Source organism: Synechococcus sp. MIT S1220 (genome assembly GCF_047303025.1).
GTDB lineage: Bacteria > Cyanobacteriota > Cyanobacteriia > PCC-6307 > Cyanobiaceae > Parasynechococcus.
In genome coordinates this window covers 2,545,450-2,569,322 of the sequence record NZ_CP138939.1, presented here as the reverse complement: position 1 = coordinate 2,569,322, position 23,873 = coordinate 2,545,450, and the positions used below count along the sequence as shown (strand labels likewise).

Genomic DNA, 23,873 nt, shown 5'->3' with positions numbered 1-23,873 from the left:
TTAGCTGTTGGCGGTCAGCGTCCCTGCCAGGTTTACCGCGCTTCGGAGTGCTCCCTCGGCTCGACCGAAACCGGGGGTGTCGATCCAATCTCCACAGAAACCGATGGCGCTGCTTGAGCACCATTGAAGTGAGCTCGGCAGTGGATTATCAAGTGGTTGTGCAGCGCCCCAGCGCATCACTCCCCATGACCGAGCCTCCTTCAGTAGGGATTCGCCGCGGGGCATGCATGCAAGAAGACCCGGCAATGCATCAAGAAACATCCTTTCGCGTGCTTCGGCAGGGGAGCCACCTCCCTCTGGGGTGATGCATGGTTCCGATTCCTGTAAGCCATGGATCACCAGCCCAAGTCCACCGTTCTGTTGAGGCTGCAGTACAAGTCGCTCTACGGGCCAACGGTTCTGAGCTCCTTCATCCAGCCAGATCTGACCTGGCCAGTTCGTTGTGATCTCAGGTCTCTGGGTATTGCTGAGTTGAATCATGCACGTCCAACGGATGCTGGCGCTTGAAGCGCTGACGCAGCTCAGCACGTCATCAAGCTGAGGGTCGAATCCTTTCGTTACGGCGGCCCGCAACGGAATCGCATCCCATCTCATCAGGCTTTTCCCTCGGGGGTGCGCCAGCAGATTGCCGCTCAGAACCAGCCGCCGAGCCGCCAAGGTCCAGGCTTTGTCGTCTGTGGATAGATGCCAGTGGTTGCGGTCACGTTCGAGCCAACAAATCCGCTTGTTGTAGTAGGTCTGCAGGAGCGGATCAGCCATCTTCAGAAGCCCCTCGCAGACACTGGCCATGCTCGGCTGGCCTCGAAAGCGTTTTCCCTCGAGTTGAGCGTTTTGCGGTGCCTCTGTGAAGCGGCCTGCGCTGTTCAGTCCCACGATCGGTTGATCGTCTCGGATGAGATACCCCTCTCTTTCCATTTGGTTCAGAAGCGATCGGAGTTCATCCGGTGGCGGTTCTGTGAGATTGAAGCTGGGTGCACCGTGATCGAGTCGCCAGCCAGGAGCAGTGCGGCTTTCGCGGCTGGAGGAACGGCCACCAGGTCCACGCCCTGCTTCCACCAATCCAATCGTGCCCTGGAAACGGCGTTGCTGGAGCTGGGCAACGAGGCTGCAAGCGGCGAGTCCTCCGCCGACCACGGCGAGGTCAACGCTTCGCATGGTGATCGCTGTCAGCGTTTAAACCTTTTTGAAACATAGAGATCCACCGAATAAAAATGATTTGACAAGTTTCAGGAACACATTGATGACAAGTCCAGCCAACATTTGACTGATTCATGAGCAAGTGTCCGTTTTCCGCCCGCAGCGGTGCTGTGACTCCTGCTGGAGGCACCAAGAACAGGAACTGGTGGCCGAATCAGCTGGACCTCAGCATCCTTCACCAGCAGAACCCCAAAGCCAATCCGCTCGGAGAAGAGTTCGACTACGCCAAAGCCTTCCAGAGTCTTGATTTTCAGGCGTTGAAACAAGATCTTCATCTCTTGATGTCGAAATCACAAGATTGGTGGCCAGCCGACTGGGGGCATTACGGCGGTCTGTTTATCCGAATGGCATGGCACAGCGCTGGGACTTACCGCAGTGCTGATGGCCGCGGCGGCGGTGGCCACGGCAACCAACGTTTTGCTCCGTTGAACAGCTGGCCCGACAACATCAATATCGATAAGGCGCGCCGTCTGCTTTGGCCGGTGAAGCAGAAGTACGGCACCAGCATCTCTTGGGCAGATCTGATGATCCTTGCTGGCAATTGCGCCCTGGAGTCCATGGGATTGAAAACCTTTGGTTTCGCCGGAGGACGCGTTGATATCTGGGAGCCGGAAGCCGATATCCACTGGGGGAGGGAAACCAGCTGGTTGACCGACGAGCGGCACAACGAGCAGGGAGATCTCGAACAACCCCTCTCCGCAACTGAAATGGGATTGATCTACGTGAATCCTGAAGGACCGGAGGGAAACCCTGATCCCTTGGCATCAGCCCGTGAAGTGCGCGACACCTTTTCGCGTATGGGCATGAACAATGAGGAAACGGTCGCACTGGTGGCTGGAGGTCACACCTTCGGTAAAGCCCATGGTGCTGCCGATGCCGATCATGTGGGTGCTGAACCCGAAGGGGGGGGCATGGAGCAGCAGGGTCTCGGTTGGCACAGTCAGTTCGAGACAGGAAAGGGCGTGCATACCATTTCAAGTGGAATCGAAGGTGCCTGGAAGCCCCATCCCACGCGCTGGGATGGAGGGTATTTCGAGATGATGTTCAGCTATGAGTGGGATCTGACGAAAAGTCCGGCTGGTGCTTGGCAGTGGACACCCAAGAACGTCAAGGAGGAGCATCTGATTTCCGATGCCCACGATCCCTCAAAAAAGGCACCGCCGATGATGACGACGGCGGATCTTTCATTGAAATTTGATCCGATCTATGAACCAATCGCTCGGAAATTTCATAAGGATCAACAGGCTTTTGCAGATGCATTTGCTCGAGCTTGGTTCAAGCTCACTCACCGTGATATTGGGCCACGTGCACTTTATTTAGGACCAGAAATTCCCGAAGAGGTGTTGATCTGGCAGGACCCCATTCCTGCCGTAAATCACGACTTGGTTGATGCGGCTGATGTCGACGTCCTTAAGCAGGAGCTCCGGGCCAGTGGCCTGACCGTTTCAGAGTTGGTGGGTGTTGCTTGGGCCTCGGCATCCACTTATCGAGGTTCGGATAAGCGTGGAGGTGCCAATGGTGCTCGAATCCGTTTGGCTCCTCAGAGCAGCTGGGAAGTGAATCAACCGGCTCAGCTCAGCAAAGTGCTTGGAACACTTCAGACCATCCAGTCCACATTTCACGCCAAATGCAGGGCGGGCTTGGAGGTGTCGCTGGCGGATCTGATCGTTCTTGGCGGAGGTGTCGGTCTTGAGTTGGCGGCTAAAGCAGCCGGTCAACCCCTGGTCATTCCCTTTACGCCTGGCCGGACGGATGCAACGGAGGAGCAGACCGATGCCACATCGTTTTCTCCCCTCAAACCGATTGCGGATGGTTTTCGCAATTACATGCGTTCCGGGCTTGCCGTTCCCGCAGAGCAACTGCTGGTGGATCGAGCACAGCTACTCACCCTGAGTGCCCCTGAAATGACAGTGCTTGTGGGCGGTCTTCGGGTGCTGAATACCAATTGGGATGGTTCAACCCACGGGGTGCTGACATCGCGTTGTGGACAACTGAGCAACGACTTTTTTCTGAACCTGCTTGATATGGGTACCGAATGGCGTGCGATTCAAGGGGAAAATCAGCTCTACGAGGGAGTGGACCGTGGAAGCGGCGAGCGTCGTTGGACGGCGACCCGAGCAGATCTTGTCTTTGGGTCGAACGCACAGTTGCGCGCGATTTCCGAGGTTTATGCCCAAGCGGGAGGACAAGCGATTTTCCTCAAGGACTTCGTAGCCGCTTGGAACAAGGTGATGAATCTGGATCGCTTTGATCTGACTTAGCAAGAACGCAATGGAGACTTGGCGATCTACCAGGATGAATAGTTATGGGGGCCGACATCTGGAGCAGCGCACGCACAGAGATGTCGGATAAACCCTGCAGGCACTTTGATGGGAGTGCCTGAGCGATGAGGGCCGGATCGTTCAAACCTGTCGCCTTCAACCTCGGATTTACATCCAGTATTCCTCTGCCGCAACCCGAGAAATCAGACCACCAAAAAGAGCCAGAAGCAGAGTTACAACGAAGAAGATCAGGTAAGGCATGCGCTTGTTTGGCTTGTCCGGCGATGAATCCTGTGAGTCATAACAGCGGATCGCAGGGCTGCAACACCAACTGCAATGAACGGTTGATTGGCACAGCAGGGATGTTCGAGACCTTTTTTTGTGATTCAAGCGACCACGCAGAACAGGACTCTCTTATGACCAGTTGGATTCAGCAAGCACGCAGTGAATGAACATCTGCTGCATCAATATGGGTCGCCTGAGATTCGAACTCAGGACCAATCGGTTAAAAGCCGAGTGCTCTACCGCTGAGCTAGCGACCCGCCCACCTGGGCATGCCTGATCGGCACACGATGAATTTATCACTTGAGCATCCGGGAAACTGGAGACTGTCACCCGCTTCTGATGAACGCTGAAGCCCCTTGGCCAACACCAAAGATTGATGCCACAGCCTGGGTTGCGGAGAGTGCGGTTGTGATCGGCAATGTGGTGATGGCCGAAGGGAGCAGTCTTTGGCCTACCGCAGTGGCCCGTGGTGATCTCGATGCAATCCGAATCGGAGCATTCAGCAATGTGCAGGACGGAGCCGTTCTGCACGGTGATCCTGGACAGCCTGTTGAAATTGGACGCGACGTCACGGTTGGTCACCGTGCTGTGATCCATGGCGCAAGGCTTGGAGATGGTTGCCTGATTGGGATCGGTGCCGTTGTTCTCAATGGGGTGGCCGTGGGCGAGGGGGCCTTGGTGGCGGCCGGTTCCGTTGTCACCAAGGACGTTCCACCCCAAACGATGGTGATGGGGATCCCTGCTCAACCCAAGCGTGAATTGAGCTCTGAAACCGTTGAGCAGCAGCGTCTTCACGCGCGTCGCTACGCCAAGCTTGCTTCCCGTCATGCCGCGCAGAACGGAATGCTGCAAATTCGATCAGCTTCATCCTCTGAAGTCCCAGATCTGAAGGATGGTCCGTAAGATCGCCCAAATTCAGCCTCACCCATGAGCCCCTTCCGAGTCGCCATTGGCCTCGTCCTTATTCTCGGGATCGTTGGTTATTCCGCTTTCAGCGTGATCACCACCGGCCAGGTTCTCGGCATTGATGCCCGTCTGTTTCTTGTGGTGGCACCGGTTCTGGCAGCGGTTAGCTGGGCTGCCTTCAACATCGGCCGTGCAGCCATTGGCCAGCTGCAGATGCTGATCAAACGAAGTCAAGCTTGATTGGTTCGGCCCCTCGCCCTCTCAATGTCTTCCTTGGCGGAGGAGGGCAGATTACGGGTTCTTGATGATCGGCAAAGCCTTCGTTGCAAAGAACTCAGGCACTGTTCGGTTCCATCCAACCCCAATCGAAGTTGAGCCCTTTCCCTGACGAAGGGCAAAAGCCTCGGCAATGATGAAAAGGCATCGGCGGTAGCCCGTTCATGTCGACTCGTGTCTGTACGGGAAAGAAGGTGATCGTTGTTGGTGCTGGTTTGGCCGGTACCGAGGCCGCCTGGCAGGTGGCTGAGGCGGGAGTTGCCGTCACCCTTGTGGAGATGCGTCCGGTGCGATGTTCTCCTGCACACCACAGCAGTGATTTCGCAGAACTCGTTTGCAGCAACAGCTTCGGTGCACTGAGCAGTGACCGAGCTGCAGGCCTGTTGCAGGAAGAGCTCAGGCGGTTGGGCTCATTGGTAATTGGAACAGCTGATCGCCATGCTGTTCCCGCCGGTGGCGCCCTCGCTGTGGATCGTGGTCGTTACAGCGCTGCTCTCACAGAGGCGCTGGATCAACATCCCTTGGTGACCATTGAGCGCCGAGAGCAACGGCAACTCCCTGCCGATGACGTGATCACGGTCTTGGCCACTGGACCCTTAACGAGTGAACCTCTTGCAGAGGACTTGCGCCTCTTCACCGGTCGGGCTGATTGTCATTTCTTCGATGCTGCCAGCCCGATCGTGCACGGCGAGAGCATTGATCTGAATGTTGCCTTCCGGGCCAGCCGCTACGACAAGGGGGATGCGGACTACATCAACTGCCCCATGGATCAGGAGCAGTATCTGGCGTTCCGCCAGGCTCTGCTTGAGGCGGAACAGGCTGAGCTCAAAGACTTTGACAAGGAGGAGGCCAAGTTTTTCGAAGGTTGTCTGCCGATTGAAGAGCTCGCCCGGCGTGGGGAGGACACGATGCGCTACGGCCCGCTCAAGCCCATCGGACTTTGGGATCCCCGCTGGGGTGATGTGAATGACCTGGATGTACGCCGTGCCAAGCGTGCCTATGGGGTAGTTCAGCTCCGCCAGGAGGACAAGGATGGACGGCTCTGGAATCTCGTGGGATTTCAGACCAATCTCAAATGGGGTGAGCAGAAACGTGTGCTGCAGATGATCCCGGGCCTGGAGAAGGCGGAATTCGTTCGCTTCGGGGTGATGCACCGCAACACTTTTCTTGAATCGCCGCAGTTGCTGGAGCCGACGTTGCAGTTTCGCAGCCGGTCCCGATTGCTCGCGGCGGGCCAGATCACTGGCACGGAGGGCTATGCGGCGGCTGTGGCTGGAGGCTGGTTGGCGGGGACGAACGCTGCTCGTCTGGCCCTGGGGATGGCACCGATCGCGTTGCCGTTGACCACGATGAGCGGTGCTCTGACGCACTTCGTGAGTGAGGCCCCCACGGCAAAGTTTCAACCAATGCCTCCGAATTTCGGCCTGATGCCGGAGCTGCCGGAACGAATCCGCGACAAACGCGCCCGCTATGGCGCCTATCGCGATCGGGCACTGGCGGATCTGGAGATGATCCATTCTCAAGATTCGCAACCGCTGGCGGTATGACCAGCGACGCCAGAGCCCGCGGGATTGAGCAGCGTTCGCTCCGGTTTGGGATCGTGGCCAATGCCGTGATGACGCTGGCTGGTTGTCTGGCCCATGTGCTCACAGGCTCTTCAGCTCTGCTCCTCGATGGTCTGTACTCCGCGGTCCTTATAGGGTCGTCCTTGATCGCCAGTCGCATCAGTCGCAACGTTGTTCGGCCGCCTGATCGCGCCTGGCCCTACGGATATAAAGGCCAAGAAGCTCTCTATGTGCTGTTCCGTTCTCTGGTTCTGCTGGGGGTGATCGGTTTTGGGCTAAGCAGTTCGCTTGGCACCCTGATCGACTGGTGGCGTGGTGCGGAGATTGCGCCGCTCACGCTCTAGCCGGTTGCGGCCTACACCGCTGCGGTGACATCGATTTGCTGGTTGCTGTCCTGGCGCCATTTCCGCGATTGGTATCGATCACCGATGCGCTTCTGGTGTTGCTGGTCAGTGCTGTGCTGCTGAGGGAACCGCTTCAGGCATTGCGGCATGCAGCGCACGCGGCAGGTGTTATCGCAGGAACTTTCTGGTCTCTTCCTCCAGATGATGGATTTCAAAGTTCCGCGATTGGGTCGGACCGCCTTCGTGGTGGTGTACATCAATCCGTTGGAACCCCTCAACAGCGCCACCATTGATGGATTGCGGCATCACATCGATGCCCGTTGCAGCATGGAACTGCAGCGACCGGTGCGTGCGGAGGTGATTCTCACGATGTCGCCTCCGATCCACTGGGGTGACCCCGAAGAGCAGACCGCCCCTTAGCGTCAATTGGTCAAGGTTGGGCCATGAGCGAGCAGCAGAACTGGGATGCCGTGGTGATCGGTTCGGGCATCGGCGGGCTGGTGACCGCAACTCAGCTTGCGGCTAAAGGCGCCAAAACGTTGGTGCTCGAGCGGTACCTGATACCGGGAGGCAGCGGCGGCGCCTTCAAGCGGAAGGGCTACACCTTTGATGTAGGCGCCTCGATGATCTTCGGATTCGGTCAGAAGGGGTATACGAATCTGCTCACAAGGGCCCTGGCCGACGTGGGCGAACACTGCGAAACGATTCCCGACCCTGCTCAATTGGAGTACCACATGCCCGGCGGTCTGACGATCGCCGTGGACCGGGATTATGAGCAGTTCATTGCTGATCTCTCGGCCCGTTTCCCCCATGAAGCGACTGGAATCAGGCGGTTCTACGACACCTGTTGGCAGGTGTTCAACTGCCTGGATGCGATGCCGCTGCTGTCCTTGGAGGACCCTGCCTACTTAACGAAGGTGTTCTTCAAGGCTCCGTTGGCCTGCCTTGGTTTGGCTCGCTGGTTGCCGTTCAACGTCGGCGCTGTGGCACGCCAACACATCAAGGATGAGCAACTGCTGAAGTTCATTGATATCGAGTGTTTCTGCTGGTCCGTGATGCCGGCGGACCGCACGCCGATGATCAACGCGGGGATGGTGTTCTCGGATCGGCATGCCGGTGGCATCAATTATCCAAAGGGTGGTGTTGGGGTCATTGCCGAAAAACTTGTCAAGGGGTTGGAACGTCACGGCGGGGAGATTCGCTACAAAGCTCGGGTCACTGAGGTGCTGATTGAGCACGGCCAGGCCGTGGGAGTGAAGTTGGCCGATGGGCAGACGATCCGTGCCAAACGTGTCATTTCCAATGCCACACGGTGGGACACTTTTTCCGATGCTGATCCCGATGCAAGGGCGGCCAGCCAGCAGCTCGTTGATGCATCCCACACACCGTCGAAGGAACAGGTGTGGCGGCGTCGCTATGTGCCCTCGCCGTCCTTTTTGTCGATGCATCTTGGGGTACGGGCCGATCTGATCCCGGAGGGCACCCATTGCCACCATCTTTTGCTGGAGGACTGGGAGCAGATGGAGGACGAGCAGGGCGTGATCTTTGTGTCGATGCCGTCGCTGCTGGATGCAGATCTCGCGCCTGAAGGCCACCACATCGTGCATACATTCACGCCGTCCTCGATGCAGGCTTGGCATGGGCTATCTCCGAAGCAATACCGCGAGAAAAAGGGCGCTGATGCAGCACGTCTGATCCAGAGGCTTGAGGCGATTCTTCCGGGCCTCAGCGAGGCGATTGCTCATCAAGAAATCGGTACTCCGCGCAGTCACAGACGCTTTCTTGGTCGGTTTCAGGGAAGCTATGGGCCGATTCCGGCCATGCAATTGCCCGGTCTCCTGCCGATGCCCTTCAACCGCACTGGGGTGGAGAATCTCTACTGCGTCGGTGATTCGTGTTTTCCCGGCCAAGGTCTTAACGCTGTGGCATTCAGTGGGTTTGCCTGTGCCCACCGCGTCGGGGCTGACTTGGGTCTGAATCCCTGGGCGTTACCGCAATGAGAGGGTCCAACTTGACTCTTGCTGAATTCATCCACATGATTGATTCAAGTTTGTGAAGCGAAGAGATGCCAACAAAAGTGAAGCTTAGTGATTTGAACTATGAAAGTTATGAAAGGATAACGCATCTGTATGATTTAAATAAGTATTTATCGAAGGCTTCCTCAAGCGTTTTAACAATACAGGGCGCTAATAAAGGTTTGAATAGTTCTTACTTCGCTTTTAGGAGTAAACACGATCAGGATGTATACGTACGGCTGAAGGGGATGAATCGAGATTCGGATCTGAAGGTTTACACAGCTCAGGAGTTCTTCCAGGAAGGTGCACATCCATTTGTGACATCGACGCGAGCTGGCCTGAAACAGGAAAACCTTTTTTTTCAGGCAAGGCGAGGTAAGGAGTACATCCTGAGTGTAAGAAATTTGACGAAGCCCTTGGCTGAGGATGTAAGTAAATTTACGCTCGAATTTCTTCGTTATAAGCATGGAAATAATCCACGCATTAATGTGCCAAATGATGAGTTTTTCGATCAGCAATGGTATCTTTTTAATGGGAGTTTTCAGGAGTCAGCTACTGCAAAACTCTCGGTTTTGAACTCAGACACTTATGCGGCAGAAGCATGGTTGTACGGCACGAGTGCCAAGGGAATTCCTGTTGCCGTTATTGACAATGGGATTGACTACGCCCATCCCGACTTGAAGAACAATTTATGGGTTAATCGTCAAGAGTTGGAAGGGCTTCCGGATCATGATGATGATGGAAATGGCTATGATGATGATATCCACGGTTGGAATTTTAGTGCGAAAAATGATGTAGCTGGTAATGCTGAATTCTGCCTTGCTCCGAGGCTTTGTAGTCACGGAACCCACGTGGCAGGAATTATTGGTGCTGAAGGTAATAACAGGATTGGTGTTGCGGGTGTGGCTTGGCAGGCTGAATTAATGAATCTTGTATATGATCCAAACCAAATTGATCGTAAAATTCCTGAGGCCGTTCGCTATGCGGTTGACAATGGCGCAAAAGTAATTAATATATCTCTAGGAGATAATATAAAAATTTCTCCCGAAAGTTACACTAAAAAAGGGTTCAACAAGGCAGTGCGTAAGGCTTATCTTCGTGCTGAAGATGCATTTCGTTATGCTGCTGATAATGATGTATTGGTAGTTGTTTCGGCGGGGAATGAGGCTTCGCGCCAGCAAGGTGATCTTTATTATTGGGATGGTGTTGGAAATAATGATCGGTTCTTCGCCGGCTGGGCTAGCCTTGGCCATAAGCTTGATAATATTATTTCTGTAGGTTCCGTTGGCGCTAACGGCCGAATAGCTCCGTATTCAAACTACGGCAAAAAAACTGTTGACATTTTGGCTCCTGGTGGAACACTTGAAGTTGAATATGATTTTGATCAAGAACTCGATGTAACCCGGGTGTATGATTTGATGAGATTTGGAATAATGAGCACCTTTCCCGTTTCTGATCCAAATCCTTATGGGCGGATGCTGGGAACATCAATGGCAGCACCAATTGTGTCTGGAGCTGCCGCGCTTGTGTGGGCAGCCATGCCAGATCTCTCCGCGCCTGAGGTGAAGCAGATTTTGCTTGAGTCAGCAACAAAAAATCCTCTTAATCAACCTTTTGTTGATGAAGGCCGCCAGCTTGATTTGTTCGCAGCCATGCAACAGGTTGCCTCGCTTCAGGTTGGTGACGTTATTTCTTGAAATCAACTATGCCAGGGCTTCACGTGCCAGCCGTTGATTTTTCTAGCATTGGGGAGCAACGATCAAACGTATTGGCCAACTCATTTAATTCCGAGGAAATCGCGCATTACTTTGAGCAAAGAGGCGAGCTCAGCAAGCCTTGGAATCTTCAAATCTTGCGGCTTCAAAAGCTGAAAGAGATGCGTCAAGACTTGTCCCACGATGAGTACATGGAGCGGCTTCATGACGCGCACGGCGATCTCATGCGTCTTGGTCGCTTTTGGGAGGGCCGTGAAGCCGAGGTCTTTGGAGGGGACTATCTGCCCCCTGCGTTGATTGAGCCTCTGCCAGGCTCCCCGGACGATCGTTAACCACCATGGAACGCTTCGGTTTGTCCCCGCTGATCCGCTTCACGCTGCTCAGTCTTTATCTGGCTTTGGTGCTCCCTCTTCCGCTGCTAGCGCCGCAGTCGCTTCGGTTGTGGATGGGCGTTGGCTTGGTGTTTGGTCTGGTGCTCGTATTCGGTTTGCTGAGCGAGCAGGTTGAAACGGATGACGCGGGGATCACCGTGCGTTATCCGGCCTGGATTCGCTGGTTGCTGCGGCGCGGTTGGTCGATGCGATGGCAGGACATCAAAGCCCTCGTGCCCGTGGGAACCAGCCAGGGAGGCACGGTGTATTACGTGAAGTCTGCGGATTTGCGCCATCAACTTTTACCTCAGCGGATCGAAAGGTTCGATCGTTTTTTGCAATTACTGCAAACCAACAGTGGCGTCGCCACAACCGGGATTGGTCGCCTCACTCCCCCTTGGACGTATCAGGTTTTGGCGTGTCTCTCAGGCTTGATGCTGATCGGTGAAGTTGCAACATTGTTCTGGCGAATGTCCACAATCGTGACTTGAATAACGTGATGGTTTGTTGGATTAAAGATGCGAGCGTTTAAGCGTCGATGTTGTTTAATTGCCCTTCTGCTGTCAGCACTTTCCGCTGCAGTTGCCCAGCCATCGATGGACGCGCTGATCGGAGAGCTTCTGGTTTGCATCAAGGCGGAAGCGTCGGTTCGCCCTCAGCTGGGATAAGGGGTTCAAACGTGGATTCGATACATCATCTTCAACTGCTGCTTTACCAGAAAGCCTGAAAGCGGAGATTTAAGCCGTATTTAAGCAAACCGCTGAGGATGTGGTGTCTTGGTCAATGGTTCAAGAGCGATTTGTCGAGCTTTATAAAACTAACTTCAGTGCCAACGAGCTTGAGAATCTGAGGCTGCTCTGCTCAGATCCCGGCTACCAATCAATTGTGGATGCTTAGCTTCAGATCATCCCTAATTCAGTCTCGATTGGTTTTGAATTTCAGGCCGAACTTCACAGGCGTTTCCAGGAGGGGCTTTAGGAGCTGCTTCAGCAGGCCAAGCCTTGAACACTTCAGCCCGCAGGCAAGTTGTCGAGGCTGAAGCGATACCCTCGCTGTCGCACGGTGGTGATGCCTCCGCCCTCTCCCAGGCCGGCCTGCTCGAGTTTGCGGCGCAGGGTGAGAACTTGAGTGTCCACTGATCGCGGGCCACCACTGAAGGGAGGCCAGGCCATGCGGAGCAGTTCCTGACGACTGCGCACCAGCCCAGGTGGCATCAGCAACGCGCATAGCAGGGCAAATTCACGGGGGCTCAATTCAACGGGTTGATCACGAAGTGTGACCTGACGCAGCAGGAGATGAACCTCAAGAGGGCCAACGGTGACGCGCTCCTGCAGTCCGCTGTGCCCCCGTTTCAGCAACGTGCGGCATCGCGCCGCAAGTTCCTCAAGGCCGAAGGGCTTGCGCAACACATCGTCGGCGCCATCGTCCAGCAATCCAACGACCGGGTCTGCTCCGGTTCGTGCGGTAAGCACGATCACTGGGCAACGAAGTTGTTCGGCAAGACGCAGCGCAGAGCTCTGTTCAAGGATCTCCGCACTGACCAGTAAGTCGGGGGACTGGTCCTGACAGATCTCCAAGGCTTCGCCGGCTCGTCCCACGGCTGCGGTGAGGTGGCCGTCTTGCCGGAGCCTTTGCACCAACACAGTGCGCAGGGTGGGGTGGGGCTCAACCACGAGGACCCTTGACGGCTCCTGGCCCGTGCCAGAGCTATCCATCGTCATGGTGGTGAGGCTCTGATCGCAGGCGTCAGCCGTGAGATCGCGGGGGATGGAGGTCACAGCACTGACTAAGGCGCGCTTACGCTAAGCGGAAATTCCTGGCACGCTGGTAACAGAGGCAGCTGTCTCATTTCATGACGTCACTCGAAGACCCGGAAGCTATCCGCCACTTCCAGTCCCTTTGTGACGCTTGTCAAGAGCTCACAAGCCAATTCCACTCGCCTTCCGAGTTGCGTATTTACGCCGATGGGTACCTCCACGCTTTGAGACGCACAAGCTCCCTCGACCGTCTACAGCAGCATCGACTTGAGCAATTAATCGACCGCTGGATCATGGATCCTTCAAGCTTTATCGGCCCGGACGGTGATGTCAGTACCCTATATATGCGGCGGCCACAGGGTTATTAGGGATTAGCCGAGGAGTAATTCCATGGCTAATTGTTCCCTAAGGACTTTTTTGACTTCAGCTAGCGAGAGCAATCTCAAGTTTTTCTTTGAGTTCGCCGGCGTTGTACATCTCGATCAAAATGTCGGATCCGCCGATAAATTCCCCTTTGACGTAAACCTGAGGGATGGTCGGCCAACTCGAAAATTCTTTGATTCCCTGACGTATCTCCCCGTCAGACAGCACATCGAAGGTTTCGAAACTCACCCCCAGAGAGTGCAAAATTTGAACAACATTGTTTGAGAATCCACACTGGGGCATTAATTTTGAGCCCTTCATGAAAACGAAAATCGGGCTGGAACCAATCAGCTCCTCGATTTTGCTGCGGGTTGTGGCGTCCATTGGTGGCGACTTGCAGAAGGTTGAGTGAATGGAGAGAGCAACAGTCAGCCTGCGGGCACTGAGGTGTTCAGAGCCAAGGCGTGAATGGCTTCACTGGCGAGTTCCTGCTGGAGCGCGCCGTACACCATCTGATGCTGTTTGATCCGAGTCAGGCCGTCAAAAGATGTTGATACAACGCTCACCTGAAGATGATCTCCACCACCAGTGAGATCCTCGATCGTCACTTGTGCATCGGGAATGGCACGTTGTATGGCGGCTTGGACCGCGTCCGGCTGAACCATCTCAGGGGCGTTCTCAGAACTGGATGTTGACAGATCAGTTGATTCCGGCGGGTGATGCTCCCTTGAATTCTGTTTCCACAAAGCCGAGTTCAACCAGGCTTTGGTACGCCTTCTGTCCCTGGGGTTGGGAGGGCGTCATCAACTTCACCACTTCAACCAGGACCGGCACGGCGACCTCAGGTTGGTTCTGGAGACGGAACAGAGCGGCAAGGCGGAGATTGGATTCAGCAAGCAACCCCAGTGCCAGGCGTCCTTTGCTGTCCATTTCGCGCGGAATGCGTGCGTCCAGACCTCGGAAGGCGCCGCTCAGATCTCTGTAGAACGCCAGAAGCTGCTTGGATGCTTTGCGTGCGTCGTCGTAAGCCTTTTTGGCAGTGGTCAAGTCACCCGCTGCCACCGCCGCATCACCACGGTTGATCAGGGCCTGAACAGCAGCTGGGTTGAAGCCGCTCTCACTCTGAGCAAGGACCCGGTCGTTCGCACCGCCTCCCTGAGCGATGGCTTCACAGGGGGCGAAGGCCAGGGAGGTCAGCAGGGCCGACGCCATCAGCAGGGTGCGACAACCCATGGTGTCAGGAATATAAAAAGTCGGGCTTATTAAAGGCACTGCAAAGGCCGACCCACGGCTTCACGGGCCGCTTGTTCAGCCGTATGCATCGTTTGTGCCAGAACACGATTGAACTGGATCCGCGCTTCCCTGCCATGGTCTTCGGGAACGTAGATCGGTTTGCCAAAACAGATGGCCGCCCGACTGAACGGTTTGGGAGGTGCCTGGCTGTAGCCCAGGCCAACTGGAATGACAGGCACCTGCACGCCGCGGCTCTGGGCCAGGCCCGCCAAGCGGACCAGCCCCTGGTGCAGGTGAATCGGTTGGTCCTTGCGATGGATGCGCCCTTCTGGAAACATCACAAGTTGCTGGCCATCAGCCAGAAGATCAATCGCCAGACGCAGCGTCGTCAGGGATGGACGCCCCTGATCCACAGGAAAGCAACCCAACCGCTGCAGAAACCAACCCTGAAGACCCGACATCTCCGTTGTCGTGACCATGAAGCGGCAATCGCGTCCCGTCACCCGTCGGCCTGCTGCCATTGGCAGCATCAGCGCATCCCAACGGGCTCGATGGGTCGGTGCCAACAGCACCGGACCAGAGCGGGGCAGATTGTGATGCTGCAGAACCAGCCGCTCTTTGAACTGAAGCCTGAGGGCCAGGTCCTGCGTGACAAGCATCGCAAGGGGTGACCAGAAGGGATCAATTCCAACTTGAAGCGTTGATTCGCGGGTGGCGAGGGCCACTGGCACCGTCACGCTGATTTTTTGGCCCTGAGAACTTACGGCGCTTGTCCAGCGCTGCATAGGATCCGCTTCGACATCGTCGTCGTCATGACAAGTCTCGGCGTCAACATCGATCACATCGCCAACGTGCGTCAGGCCCGCAGAACGGTCGAGCCGGATCCCGTGCCCATGGCGATGCTCGCCGAGCTGGGGGGAGCTGACGGCATCACGGTGCATCTGAGGGAAGACCGTCGTCACATCCAGGATCGGGACGTTGAACTCCTGCGTCAGACCATCCGTTCCCGACTCAATCTCGAGATGGCGGCGACCTCTGAAATGGTGGCGATCGCGCTGCGTGTGAGGCCCGACATGGTCACGTTGGTGCCGGAACGGCGCGAGGAGGTCACCACCGAGGGAGGGCTCGACATCATTTCGCAGAAAGCGGCTCTTACCGATCTGGTCTCACAGCTTCAGGAGGTTGGAATTCCCGTAAGCCTGTTCGTTGACCCCGATGGGCGACAGCTCGAAGCGTCCAAACTCTGTGGTGCGCAGTGGGTCGAGTTGCACACAGGTGCCTATGCCGAAGCGGGTTGGACTGAACAACCTCAAGAGCTGGCCCGGCTCAGTGAGGGGTCCGTCATTGCACGTCAGCTTGGCTTGCGCGTCAATGCCGGCCATGGCCTGACCTATCAGAACGTGGAACCCGTTGCGGCTCTTCCAGGGATGGAGGAGTTGAACATCGGCCACACGATCGTGGCCCGCGCCCTGGCCGTCGGTCTGCAACAGGCGGTGCGTGAAATGAAGGCGTTGATTCAGAATCCACGCCTCGACCCCCTGTTTGGACAGACGCCTGGATGACTCAGTATCACTTCATTGCGGCCAGCGAACGGTTTCTGATCGAAGAGGAGCCGTTGGATGAGGTGCTGCGTGAACGGCTTCGCAACTACGCGGAGAACAACAAAACAGTCGATTTCTGGTTGGTGAGACAACCGGCCTTTCTGTCGGCTCCGCAGTTTGCTGAACTCAATCAACTCATTCCCCAGCCCACTGCTGCGGTGGTGTCATCGGATCCCAGTTTCATCACCTTCTTGAAGTTGCGTCTGGAATATGTGGTGACCGGGCAATTCGAGGCGCCCTCGGCTGAGATTCCTGAGCCCCTTGCTAGTCAGCTCTGAGATGCATTGATTTGGCTTTTGAGCGAAGCGAAGAGCAGTCGTTGATATAAAGAGCACTTAAGTTTTGGTGAGAAGCCGAGAGGAGCAGATGTCTCACGAAGGGATGTACGACTACACACCGGCTCCAGCACCGCCCCCGTCGCCAGATCCATCTCCGGTACCAAGTCCGGAACCGAGCCTTCCCGAGCCAACGCCGGATCCTGGTTATCCGGATCCCATGGATTACCCGACGCCAGGTCCCATGGTGAGTCCTTCACCTGCTCCCTACGTCCCCACCATTGATGTTCTGCCAGAGGGCAGTTATCCGCCCGCGATCGATCCTGAAACCGGCGTGGCCCCCATGCCACCAGAGACTGGGTATGGCCCCATTGAAGATCTGCCAGAGGGCAGTTATCCGCCAGCGATCGATCCTGAAACAGGCATTGCATTCCTGCCACCAGAGACTGGGTATGGCCCCATTGAAGATCTGCCAGAGGGCAGTTATCCGCCAGCGATCGATCCTGAAACAGGCATTGCATTCCTGCCTCCGGACGATGGGTATCTGCCCCCAATGCCTGACGACCAGGACTGGGGCGATTACAGCTGGGATTCGGTGAACTGGGACGACAGCACCGTCGAGGACAACTTCGACTGGGGAGCGGTTGATTGGGGTGATCTGGATTGGGATGGGCCGGACGCGGATGCGGAAGCGATCGACTGGGGAGCGGTTGATTGGGGTGATCTGGATTGGGATGGGCCGGACGCGGATGCGGAAGCGATCGACTGGGGAGCGGTTGATTGGGGTGATCTGGAGTGGGATGGGCCGGACGCGGATGCGGAAGCGATCGACTGGGGAGCGGTTGATTGGGGTGATCTGGAGTGGGATGGGCCGGACGCGGATGCGGAAGCGATCGACTGGGGAGCGGTTGATTGGGGTGATCTGGATTGGGATGGGCCGGACGCGGATGCGGAAGCGATCGACTGGGGAGCGGTTGATTGGGGTGATCTGGATTGGGATGGGCCGGACGCGGATGCGGAAGCGATCGACTGGGGAGCGGTTGATTGGGGTGATCTGGACTGGGAAGGAAAACAATCCGATGCGACTGCAATCGACTGGGGCGCCGTGGATTGGAAAGACCTGGATTGGGAAGGAAGACAATCCGATGCCAAACAGATTCAATGGGAATCAGTCGAATGGGAGGAGCTCGATTGGGCGGGTGAGGACGCTGACTGCAAAAATATCGATTGGGGTGAAGTGAAGTGGACTGACGTTGACAAAAAAGCTGAGATTGAATTTGAAAAAATCGAATTCAGTGAATTGGATAAAAAAGACTTCAAGTCCTTGGCGAAGAAGTTCAATAAGCGAAAAGACCTTGAGTTGGGTTCGGGCTCTTCGGACAAGTTGAAGGGTTCAAAGAAAAGTGAAACGATGATCGGTGCCTCTGGGGATGACACCCTTGATGGAGGTGGCGGTAAAGATAAAATTATTGGTGCTGCCCCTGAATCAGGAGGTGGAAGGAAGGAAATTGATGAAATGACTGGCGGCAAGGACAAAGATACGTTTGTTCTCGGAACTGAGGATGGTGTTTTGTACGACGACGGCAAGAAGAAGAAGAACGGCAAAAAAGATTATGCAGTAATCACTGACTTCAATCCCAAGCAGGATTCCATGCAATTGCATGGTGAAGCTGATCAATATTTCGTTGATGACCGCCAGAAGAATGGGCAAGGCTGGCAAGGGATCGTTTACGACTCCAACCAGAACGGTTTATTGGATCGATCCGACGAATTGATCGCACAAATTCCAGCTGATCTTGGCTTGCGGGATTCGGCCCTCGACAAAGCTATCCGAAACGCTGATTTTGTTTGACGTTCTATCCGGCAACTGGCAACTCTCTATCAAGAGTTGCCAGGGAACTAACGCGATATCGGCTCCCTCTATTCTTGCTCTTAAGCTCTAAACATCATTAGGTCTGGACGTGGACCCGAGCACACTTCCTGTCAGACAGCGCATCGCGCTGCTTGTCAAGGCGCTTGATGGTGCGGAGAAGACCAACAAGGCTCTTGCAACCTGCCCCGATGGAGACGCCATGGTGGACATCCTGCTGGGTGCGTCAGCAAAGCTTGGATTGGGTCTGACGCGGCGAGATCTGACGGAAACGTCCCCGATCCGGGATTGGATCTGGTTTAAGAACAATGATCCTCTGCTCACGGTTGGCGATGCCAAGCCTCGATACCAGAGGGAGAAGCCCAGCCCCAGTCAATCAGCAGCGAATGCCCGGCAGGAGCCGTCACAGCGCCGACGTTTTTTTGGCTTGTTCTGATCAAATCATCAACTTGGAAGACAAAAGCCCCTCGCCGATCCAAGATCAGTAGGTCTCCGGCGATGGTCTTGGACGCTCCCCACAGACGCCATTGGATCATTGGGGATGTTCACGGCTGTTTTCAGTCTCTGCAGACGCTTCTCGGGGTTTTACCGGTTCAAGACCACCTCGTTTTTCTGGGTGACCTGATCAATCGGGGCGATGGGATCGAAGCCTCTATGAATTTGGTGTGGGAGCTCGTTCTTATCGGTCGTGCCACCTGGCTGCGCGGAAACCATGAGCAGGACCTAATCGATGCCCTGCAGGATGCAGGTGTTGGCGCTCACAACAGACTTCAGCGCCTTGATACCTACCGCCTGCTCGGAGATCACTTGGCGCGTCAGTGGCTGAAGCGCTTTGAGCTTCTACCCTCCGTTTATACAGCTGATGGCTGGAGCGCAACCCATGCCGGCTTCAACAGTGAGGGGCAGCCAGATTTATCGATTCGTGATGCCTTTTGGAACAACTATGACGGCCGCTTCGGTCGCGTCGTGATCGGCCATACCCCGCTGACGGACGTGGAATCCAGAAATGACATCGTGATGGTGGACACCGGTGCGATCTACGGGGGATGGCTCTCTGCCTTTTGCCCAGAAACCGATGCGCTCGTGCAGGTGCAAGGGGCGCGTTTGACCTCACCCTCGCCACGGTCTGACCGGTCTGAATCACTCGTGGCCGTTCCCTCAGGGGAATCCAGCGCTTGCTAACGCTGTATCGCAGCAACCGCGCCGAGGTTCTGGCTGCACTGTTGGCTCGCCAGCTTCACGAGGACTGTCCAGGCCCCTTCGAGACGGTGGAAGTTCTCGTGAATACCTGGCCCACGAGCCGCTGGTTGGGTGAGCAACTGGCCCATGCCAACGGAATCAGTTCGTTGGTGCGATTTCCTTTCCCGGGAGGTCGTCTGCGGCAATTGCTGCGGCGCTTGCTGGACCTTCCGGAACAGGGTGAGGATCCCTGGCGCGCCACAACATTGGTGTGGTCTGTGCTTGAGCTGTTGCCGGAGTTACTGGAGCAACCCGCTGCTCAGCCCCTGCGGACTTGGCTAGATCGACGGGACCCAGATCCATCCCGTCTCAGCAGGGATCGCTGGCAGTTGGCTCGCGCGATTGCCGATGCGTTCGATGACTATGCGCTGTACAGGCCTGAGACCCTTTTGCAGTGGATGCAGTTGTCGAATTCATCGAATTCGTCTATGCATCAATCTGAGGAGCAGGATTGGCAGCCCCTTCTGTTTCGGCAGCTGATCACCGTATTGCCGTCGCCACCCTTTGGGTTGCAAGTGAGCGAGGCCATTGAACGCTTGCGGTCCGGACAGGTGGATCCAGCCATGCTGCCCAGCAGGCTGCGGATGTTTGGGATCAGTGCTTTGGCCCCTGTGCAGGTCCAGCTGATCCAGGCCCTGTCGGGGAGTGTGGATGTTCAGGTGTATCTGCTCACCCCGTGCCGTGATCTATGGCAGCGCTGCGGTAGCCGGCGTCAGCGCCTCGGTGAGGACTGGATCGCCCCCCCTGACGGGGCTTGGCTGCAGGAGGCTCCTCGTCTTGAGGCGTGTCTGGGGCGGATGGGGGCGGAATATCAGCAGTTGCTGGAAGGGAGTGGCGAGAGCCAGTTGGGGGAGGTTCGCGAGGGGGACTTGTTTCTCGATCCGCGCGCCATCGCCGCGAGCGCTGGTCGCTCCGCGTCCCTCCTGGAGCAATTGCAGCATCAATTGGTGGATCCCGATGGGGCTGATGCGTTGCAGCGCCTTCCAAACGACAGCTCCCTACTGTTTCAGGCTGCTCCGGGGCCTTGGCGGGAAGTGCAGCTGGTGCGTGATCGCATCCTGCAGTGGTTGGCAGCGGATCCCGATCTCACGCCCCGTGATGTGCTGGTGATGACACCTCAGGTGGATCGCTATGCACCGTTACTTAGCTCGGTTCTTAACGACACAGGGGCCATCGGTGTTGAGTTGCCCTGGCGGTTGACCGACCGCTCCCAGCAGTCCTCGCCAGGTCTCACGATGGCTGTGCTCGCCCTGCTCCAGTTGGCGGGTGGACGGCTTACCGCCTCTGGCCTGGAGCAGGTTCTGGCCAATCCGGCCGTGCAGCGTCAGCAGGGATTCAGCAGCGAAGAGATGGCCAACTGCACCCGTGCACTCCAGCGCAGTGGGTTTCGTTGGGGTTTGGATGCACGGGAGCGTGGCGGCGATGAGACCCACAGCCTGTGCTGGTGTCTGGACCGCTGGTTGCTCGGCCTGGTTCTACCGCAGCGTGATGGGCTGGCACCAGGCGGAGCGGCTCCATTCCATGAAGCGTTGGACCCGGAGCGCCTCGTGCGGTGGTGGACCCTGCTCGACAGGGTGGTGCGTTGGCTCCAGCGTTTGCGCCAGCCCCGTCGATGTTCCGACTGGGTTGTGCTGTTGCAGGAGTTACTGCAGGAGTGGTTCGGTGACGGCGGTGATTGGGGCTGGGAGCGGCAGAGCTGGTCGGCAGCCCTTGCGGATTGGCAGGTGCGCGCCGCGGGTTTCGAGGCGGAGCTGGATGTGACGGTGGCGGCGGAGGTGCTGTCGGAGGCCTTGTCTGTCGACAGCGGGCGCTTCGGGCATCGCAGTGGCGCGCTCACGGTCAGTGCGCTGGAGCCGATGCGGGCGATTCCCCACAAGGCGATTGTGCTGATGGGCCTTGATGGCCAGGCGTTCCCACGGCGGGACCAGCGTCCGGGGTTCCATCTGCTGGAGCATCAACGCAGGCTTGGGGATCCCCGCTGCAGTGATCAGGACCGCTATGTGTTGCTCGAAGCGCTGATGTCTGCCCGGCAGCACCTGATGATCAGCTGGTGCGGGCGCCATGAGCAAACCGGGGAAGTGCAACCTCCGGCTGCGCCCGTCGAGCAATGGATTGGAGACCTCAGGCAGCAGCTCGGCGAGACTGCTTGCGAGGGCCTTGTGCTCGAGCCGGCTCCCAATCCGCTGGATCGCAGCAACTTCTCTTCCGGTAAAGGCAGGGATCCTTTGAGTTGTGATCGACGCCAACTGGAGGCAAGGCGTTGGCTTGACCAGCCACGGGAGGTCGCTGGAAAGACTCTGGGACTTGCCCTGCCGCTTCGGTGGTCCGCGGAGAGCGCTGTGGTTTCCGCTGATCAGGTGTCGATGGAGGAGCTGCAGCGATGGCTCGTGAATCCCCAGGCGAGCTGGTTGCGGCAACTGGGGATTCACACCGGCGAAGCCATTGAGGCGGTGCTTGATTTCGAGGATCTTGAGCTGGACGCACTCCAACGTCATCAATTGCTGGAGAAGGCAATTGAGGCCTATCTCCCATCGGCTGAGCCCCCGCGGTGGCGGAACGATCTGGCAGGCCAGGGGGTGCTGCCGGCGGGGGCGGGAGCTGAGCTGGAGGAGTGGGGTTTGTTGCAGCGTTGGCAAGCGATCCAGCAGGTTCTGGATCAGTTGGGGCCGTGCCGTCGCGATGGAAATCGCCTGTTTGCTGGAGAGATGCAGGTGGTGGTGCAACCCGGGCGGCTCAGTGCCCATGGGGTGATGCGCGCTTGGTTGCAGCATCTGCAGTTGTGTGCGGACGCGGTTTGTTTCAGCGGTAGTGCTGTGGTGGCACGCGCTGACCGTGGTGATGGAGCAGCCCGTCATCTCACCTGGTCTGTGCTGGAGCCCGAGACGGCCCGATCGGAGCTGTTGCAGGTCCAGCACTTGGCCCGGCAGGGGCTAAGCCAGTGTTGGCCTGTTCCGCCGAACAGCGGCTGGTCGTTGATGTGGCATGAATGGCGCAAACCGGGTTCCGGCTTGGATCGGTTCCGGCGCACCTGGGACTTGGAGCGGGAGAAACTTTCGCAACAACTCTGTTTTGGCCTGGCTGCTGACGCAGATCTCTTGCTGGACAGCGATGGGTTCGAATCGGCCTGTGAGGCCTTGTATCGGCCGCTGCTCGGGGCCCTCGTGCCTTGACATGCTGCCCTGACTTGGTGCCGTCACCCTCATCATCGAATTCGAGTCGAGGTCAGCAGTGGCTGCCGCCTACGCATGATTGCAATACCAGGAGATGAACAAGATCCGACGTAACAGTTCGGAGCTCACCCTGGCGATTACGGAGCAGTTGGGAGACTGAAACTGCACGTTTGAGAGGCTCAAATACAACGGTTTTGGACTGGAGCGGTGGGGGAGAGGGATGCATGAATCCCTGCCAATGTTTATCTTCTTAAGAACTTAAAACATTAATAAATATTCTTTGGATTAAGTTTAAAGATTAATTGTTACGCGATTTTGTTTAATTGCTCGTCTGGCTTTTGTGCCGGGTAGTTTCCGCGAGAAGCCCACTTCTGATCAGCCCCATAGGTTGTACGTATTCCGATGAACGCATCTATTTCTCCGAAACTGTCTTTTGGTGCTGAATCCAAAAATGCCTCTCTTTCCTATGCTTCGGCTGGACGGACTGCATCGGGTGCTGCCCTTAGTAATGGGGATTATCTGAGGCAGTCGTGTGCTGAGATGCGTTTGGGGACAGGCCCTCGCGAGCATCAAGATTGTCCACACCGGGTCACCTTTGATCGGTTTTCAGCTAGTGATTCCGACACGCTTGATGTAGTGATCCGAGCCGCCTATCGCCATGTCTTCGGCAATTGCTATGTGATGGCGAATGAGCGTTCTGATGAGCTCGAATCGCAATTAAAAGAAGGACGCTTGTGTGTGCGTGAGTTCATCCGTGGCCTCGCCAAGACTGATCACTACAAGTCCCGCTTTTTTGCCGGCGTGGCACCCAACCGCGGTGTTGAGCTCACGTACAAGCACGTGCTTGGACGCCCTCCCCTCAGTCAGGAGGAGGTTGCTGGAAGCATTGCATTGCAGGCTGCATCGGGTTTTGACGCTCTTGTTGACAGCCTCGTCGACTCGGCTGAGTACACCGAGGTTTTCGGCGATGACACCGTTCCTTATGCCCGGGCTTGGACGTCAGCAGGGGGGATGTCGATGATGAATTTCGTGCGTATCGCCGCCTTGGAGCAAAGCTTCAATAGCAGCGATCGGGCCAAGGGCTCATCCAGCATCCTGCTGAACAACTTGGCCGCAGGAACATCCCTGCCAATTAAGCGTCCGGCCAGTGTCGATTACGTCGGAATATCGGCCAGATGGTCCGGCGGTAAGCCTCCCGCGAATTACGAGAAGCTCTGGAGGGGGATTGCACTGGTGGGCGCAGCGCATCTCGGCGGGATGATGATCAATGTCACCACACAGATCCTGGGCATCCACACCCTCGATCGCATTCCCGCGATGTTCCTCGGTCTCTGATCGTCGCAATCAGATCCCCGAACTGTTCACCAGAGCGACGACATAAAGAAAGACGATCGCTGTTCCGAGTAGTCCGATAGAGGTGAGCTGGCGTG

At 56.6% G+C, this 23,873-nt stretch carries 26 protein-coding genes and 1 tRNA gene; 19 read left to right on the top strand and 8 right to left on the bottom strand.

Annotated elements, in window-relative coordinates; genetic code table 11:
* Nucleotides 1-1,155 carry an NAD(P)-binding protein gene (locus SIB64_RS12825; protein ID WP_413440585.1) on the bottom strand — a complete coding sequence of 385 codons (1,155 nt, stop codon included), beginning with the start codon at nucleotides 1,153-1,155 and terminating at the stop codon, nucleotides 1-3.
* A gap of 116 nt (nucleotides 1,156-1,271) precedes the next feature.
* On the opposite strand from SIB64_RS12825, the gene katG reads away from it, so the two are divergent.
* Nucleotides 1,272-3,458, top strand: coding sequence for a catalase/peroxidase HPI (katG, locus tag SIB64_RS12820; RefSeq protein WP_413440584.1), 2,187 nt, complete (start codon nucleotides 1,272-1,274; stop codon nucleotides 3,456-3,458).
* Nucleotides 3,459-3,928: 470 nt separating this feature from the next.
* Here katG and SIB64_RS12815 read toward each other — a convergent pair.
* Nucleotides 3,929-4,000 (bottom strand) — tRNA-Lys (locus SIB64_RS12815).
* An 82-nt stretch (nucleotides 4,001-4,082) separates the two neighbouring features.
* Here SIB64_RS12815 and SIB64_RS12810 point away from each other — a divergent pair.
* From SIB64_RS12810 to SIB64_RS12795, 4 genes are all read left to right on the top strand, one after another.
* Entirely contained in the window at nucleotides 4,083-4,646 is a 564-nt protein-coding gene (locus SIB64_RS12810) for a gamma carbonic anhydrase family protein (RefSeq protein WP_413440583.1), read from the top strand.
* Between the two features lie 120 nt (nucleotides 4,647-4,766).
* The gene (locus SIB64_RS12805; RefSeq protein ID WP_413443022.1) at nucleotides 4,767-4,889 is read left to right on the top strand and encodes a photosystem II protein Y; all 123 of its coding nucleotides are present in this window, start codon (nucleotides 4,767-4,769) and stop codon (nucleotides 4,887-4,889) included.
* 200 nt (nucleotides 4,890-5,089) lie between these two features.
* Nucleotides 5,090-6,472, top strand: a complete 1,383-nt coding sequence (gene trmFO / locus SIB64_RS12800) for an FADH(2)-oxidizing methylenetetrahydrofolate--tRNA-(uracil(54)-C(5))-methyltransferase TrmFO (protein ID WP_413440582.1) — start codon at nucleotides 5,090-5,092, stop codon at nucleotides 6,470-6,472.
* Nucleotides 6,469-6,834 (top strand): cation transporter, encoded by a 366-nt coding sequence (locus SIB64_RS12795; protein WP_413440581.1) that lies wholly within the window; start codon nucleotides 6,469-6,471, stop codon nucleotides 6,832-6,834. Before trmFO ends, SIB64_RS12795 begins: the two co-directional genes overlap by 4 nt.
* A gap of 11 nt (nucleotides 6,835-6,845) precedes the next feature.
* Here the strand turns inward: SIB64_RS12795 and SIB64_RS12790 are convergent, their stop codons facing one another.
* Nucleotides 6,846-6,983 carry a hypothetical protein gene (locus tag SIB64_RS12790; protein ID WP_413440580.1) on the bottom strand — a complete coding sequence of 46 codons (138 nt, stop codon included), beginning with the start codon at nucleotides 6,981-6,983 and terminating at the stop codon, nucleotides 6,846-6,848.
* Between SIB64_RS12790 and SIB64_RS12785 the strand changes: the two genes are divergently transcribed.
* The 6 genes from SIB64_RS12785 to SIB64_RS12760 all read left to right on the top strand — a co-directional run bounded on the left by SIB64_RS12785 (nucleotide 6,982) and on the right by SIB64_RS12760 (nucleotide 11,603).
* Nucleotides 6,982-7,254, top strand: a complete 273-nt coding sequence (locus tag SIB64_RS12785) for a cytochrome C551 (protein WP_413440579.1) — start codon at nucleotides 6,982-6,984, stop codon at nucleotides 7,252-7,254. The genes SIB64_RS12790 and SIB64_RS12785 overlap by 2 nt on opposite strands.
* A gap of 23 nt (nucleotides 7,255-7,277) precedes the next feature.
* Nucleotides 7,278-8,834: a carotenoid isomerase gene (crtH, locus tag SIB64_RS12780; protein ID WP_413440578.1), complete on the top strand. Its 1,557-nt coding sequence runs from the start codon at nucleotides 7,278-7,280 to the stop codon at nucleotides 8,832-8,834.
* 65 nt (nucleotides 8,835-8,899) lie between these two features.
* Nucleotides 8,900-10,546 (top strand): S8 family serine peptidase, encoded by a 1,647-nt coding sequence (locus tag SIB64_RS12775; protein ID WP_413440577.1) that lies wholly within the window; start codon nucleotides 8,900-8,902, stop codon nucleotides 10,544-10,546.
* A 71-nt stretch (nucleotides 10,547-10,617) separates the two neighbouring features.
* Complete coding sequence (locus tag SIB64_RS12770; RefSeq protein WP_413440576.1) at nucleotides 10,618-10,896, top strand: hypothetical protein; 279 nt, start codon at nucleotides 10,618-10,620, stop codon at nucleotides 10,894-10,896.
* A 5-nt stretch (nucleotides 10,897-10,901) separates the two neighbouring features.
* Nucleotides 10,902-11,426 (top strand): hypothetical protein, encoded by a 525-nt coding sequence (locus SIB64_RS12765; RefSeq protein WP_413440575.1) that lies wholly within the window; start codon nucleotides 10,902-10,904, stop codon nucleotides 11,424-11,426.
* Between the two features lie 27 nt (nucleotides 11,427-11,453).
* Complete coding sequence (locus tag SIB64_RS12760; protein ID WP_413440573.1) at nucleotides 11,454-11,603, top strand: hypothetical protein; 150 nt, start codon at nucleotides 11,454-11,456, stop codon at nucleotides 11,601-11,603.
* Nucleotides 11,604-11,945: 342 nt separating this feature from the next.
* On the opposite strand, the gene SIB64_RS12755 is transcribed toward SIB64_RS12760, so the two are convergent.
* Nucleotides 11,946-12,713: a response regulator transcription factor gene (locus SIB64_RS12755; protein ID WP_413440572.1), complete on the bottom strand. Its 768-nt coding sequence runs from the start codon at nucleotides 12,711-12,713 to the stop codon at nucleotides 11,946-11,948.
* Nucleotides 12,714-12,787: 74 nt separating this feature from the next.
* On the opposite strand from SIB64_RS12755, the gene SIB64_RS12750 reads away from it, so the two are divergent.
* On the top strand, nucleotides 12,788-13,060 hold the full coding sequence (locus SIB64_RS12750) for a DUF6761 family protein (protein ID WP_413440571.1): 273 nt from the start codon (nucleotides 12,788-12,790) through the stop codon (nucleotides 13,058-13,060).
* Nucleotides 13,061-13,115: 55 nt separating this feature from the next.
* Here SIB64_RS12750 and grxD read toward each other — a convergent pair whose 3' ends face one another.
* The 4 genes from grxD to SIB64_RS12730 form a co-directional block, all read right to left on the bottom strand.
* Nucleotides 13,116-13,388, bottom strand: a complete 273-nt coding sequence (grxD, locus tag SIB64_RS12745; protein ID WP_413443021.1) for a Grx4 family monothiol glutaredoxin — start codon at nucleotides 13,386-13,388, stop codon at nucleotides 13,116-13,118.
* A 95-nt stretch (nucleotides 13,389-13,483) separates the two neighbouring features.
* Nucleotides 13,484-13,720, bottom strand: a complete 237-nt coding sequence (locus SIB64_RS12740) for a BolA/IbaG family iron-sulfur metabolism protein (RefSeq protein WP_413440570.1) — start codon at nucleotides 13,718-13,720, stop codon at nucleotides 13,484-13,486.
* A gap of 34 nt (nucleotides 13,721-13,754) precedes the next feature.
* Nucleotides 13,755-14,288: a hypothetical protein gene (locus SIB64_RS12735; protein ID WP_413440569.1), complete on the bottom strand. Its 534-nt coding sequence runs from the start codon at nucleotides 14,286-14,288 to the stop codon at nucleotides 13,755-13,757.
* A gap of 29 nt (nucleotides 14,289-14,317) precedes the next feature.
* Nucleotides 14,318-15,073 (bottom strand): lysophospholipid acyltransferase family protein, encoded by a 756-nt coding sequence (locus SIB64_RS12730; protein WP_413443020.1) that lies wholly within the window; start codon nucleotides 15,071-15,073, stop codon nucleotides 14,318-14,320.
* A 27-nt stretch (nucleotides 15,074-15,100) separates the two neighbouring features.
* Between SIB64_RS12730 and SIB64_RS12725 the strand changes: the two genes are divergently transcribed.
* The 7 genes from SIB64_RS12725 to SIB64_RS12695 all read left to right on the top strand — a co-directional run bounded on the left by SIB64_RS12725 (nucleotide 15,101) and on the right by SIB64_RS12695 (nucleotide 23,778).
* Nucleotides 15,101-15,850: a pyridoxine 5'-phosphate synthase gene (locus SIB64_RS12725; RefSeq protein WP_413440568.1), complete on the top strand. Its 750-nt coding sequence runs from the start codon at nucleotides 15,101-15,103 to the stop codon at nucleotides 15,848-15,850.
* Nucleotides 15,847-16,167, top strand: coding sequence for an MgPME-cyclase complex family protein (locus SIB64_RS12720; protein WP_413440567.1), 321 nt, complete (start codon nucleotides 15,847-15,849; stop codon nucleotides 16,165-16,167). Before SIB64_RS12725 ends, SIB64_RS12720 begins: the two co-directional genes overlap by 4 nt.
* An 88-nt stretch (nucleotides 16,168-16,255) precedes the next feature.
* A complete protein-coding gene (locus tag SIB64_RS12715) occupies nucleotides 16,256-18,016 on the top strand; it encodes a hypothetical protein (RefSeq protein ID WP_413440566.1) in 1,761 nt (586 codons plus the stop codon).
* 109 nt (nucleotides 18,017-18,125) lie between these two features.
* Nucleotides 18,126-18,470, top strand: coding sequence for a hypothetical protein (locus SIB64_RS12710; protein WP_413440565.1), 345 nt, complete (start codon nucleotides 18,126-18,128; stop codon nucleotides 18,468-18,470).
* A 68-nt stretch (nucleotides 18,471-18,538) separates the two neighbouring features.
* A complete protein-coding gene (locus SIB64_RS12705; protein WP_413443019.1) occupies nucleotides 18,539-19,216 on the top strand; it encodes a metallophosphoesterase in 678 nt (225 codons plus the stop codon).
* The gene (locus SIB64_RS12700; RefSeq protein ID WP_413440564.1) at nucleotides 19,210-22,443 is read left to right on the top strand and encodes an exodeoxyribonuclease V subunit gamma; all 3,234 of its coding nucleotides are present in this window, start codon (nucleotides 19,210-19,212) and stop codon (nucleotides 22,441-22,443) included. The genes SIB64_RS12705 and SIB64_RS12700 overlap by 7 nt, the downstream gene beginning before the upstream one ends.
* Nucleotides 22,444-22,983: 540 nt before the next feature.
* On the top strand, nucleotides 22,984-23,778 hold the full coding sequence (locus SIB64_RS12695) for a phycobilisome rod-core linker polypeptide (protein WP_413440563.1): 795 nt from the start codon (nucleotides 22,984-22,986) through the stop codon (nucleotides 23,776-23,778).
* The last annotated feature ends 95 nt before the right edge of the window (nucleotides 23,779-23,873 follow it).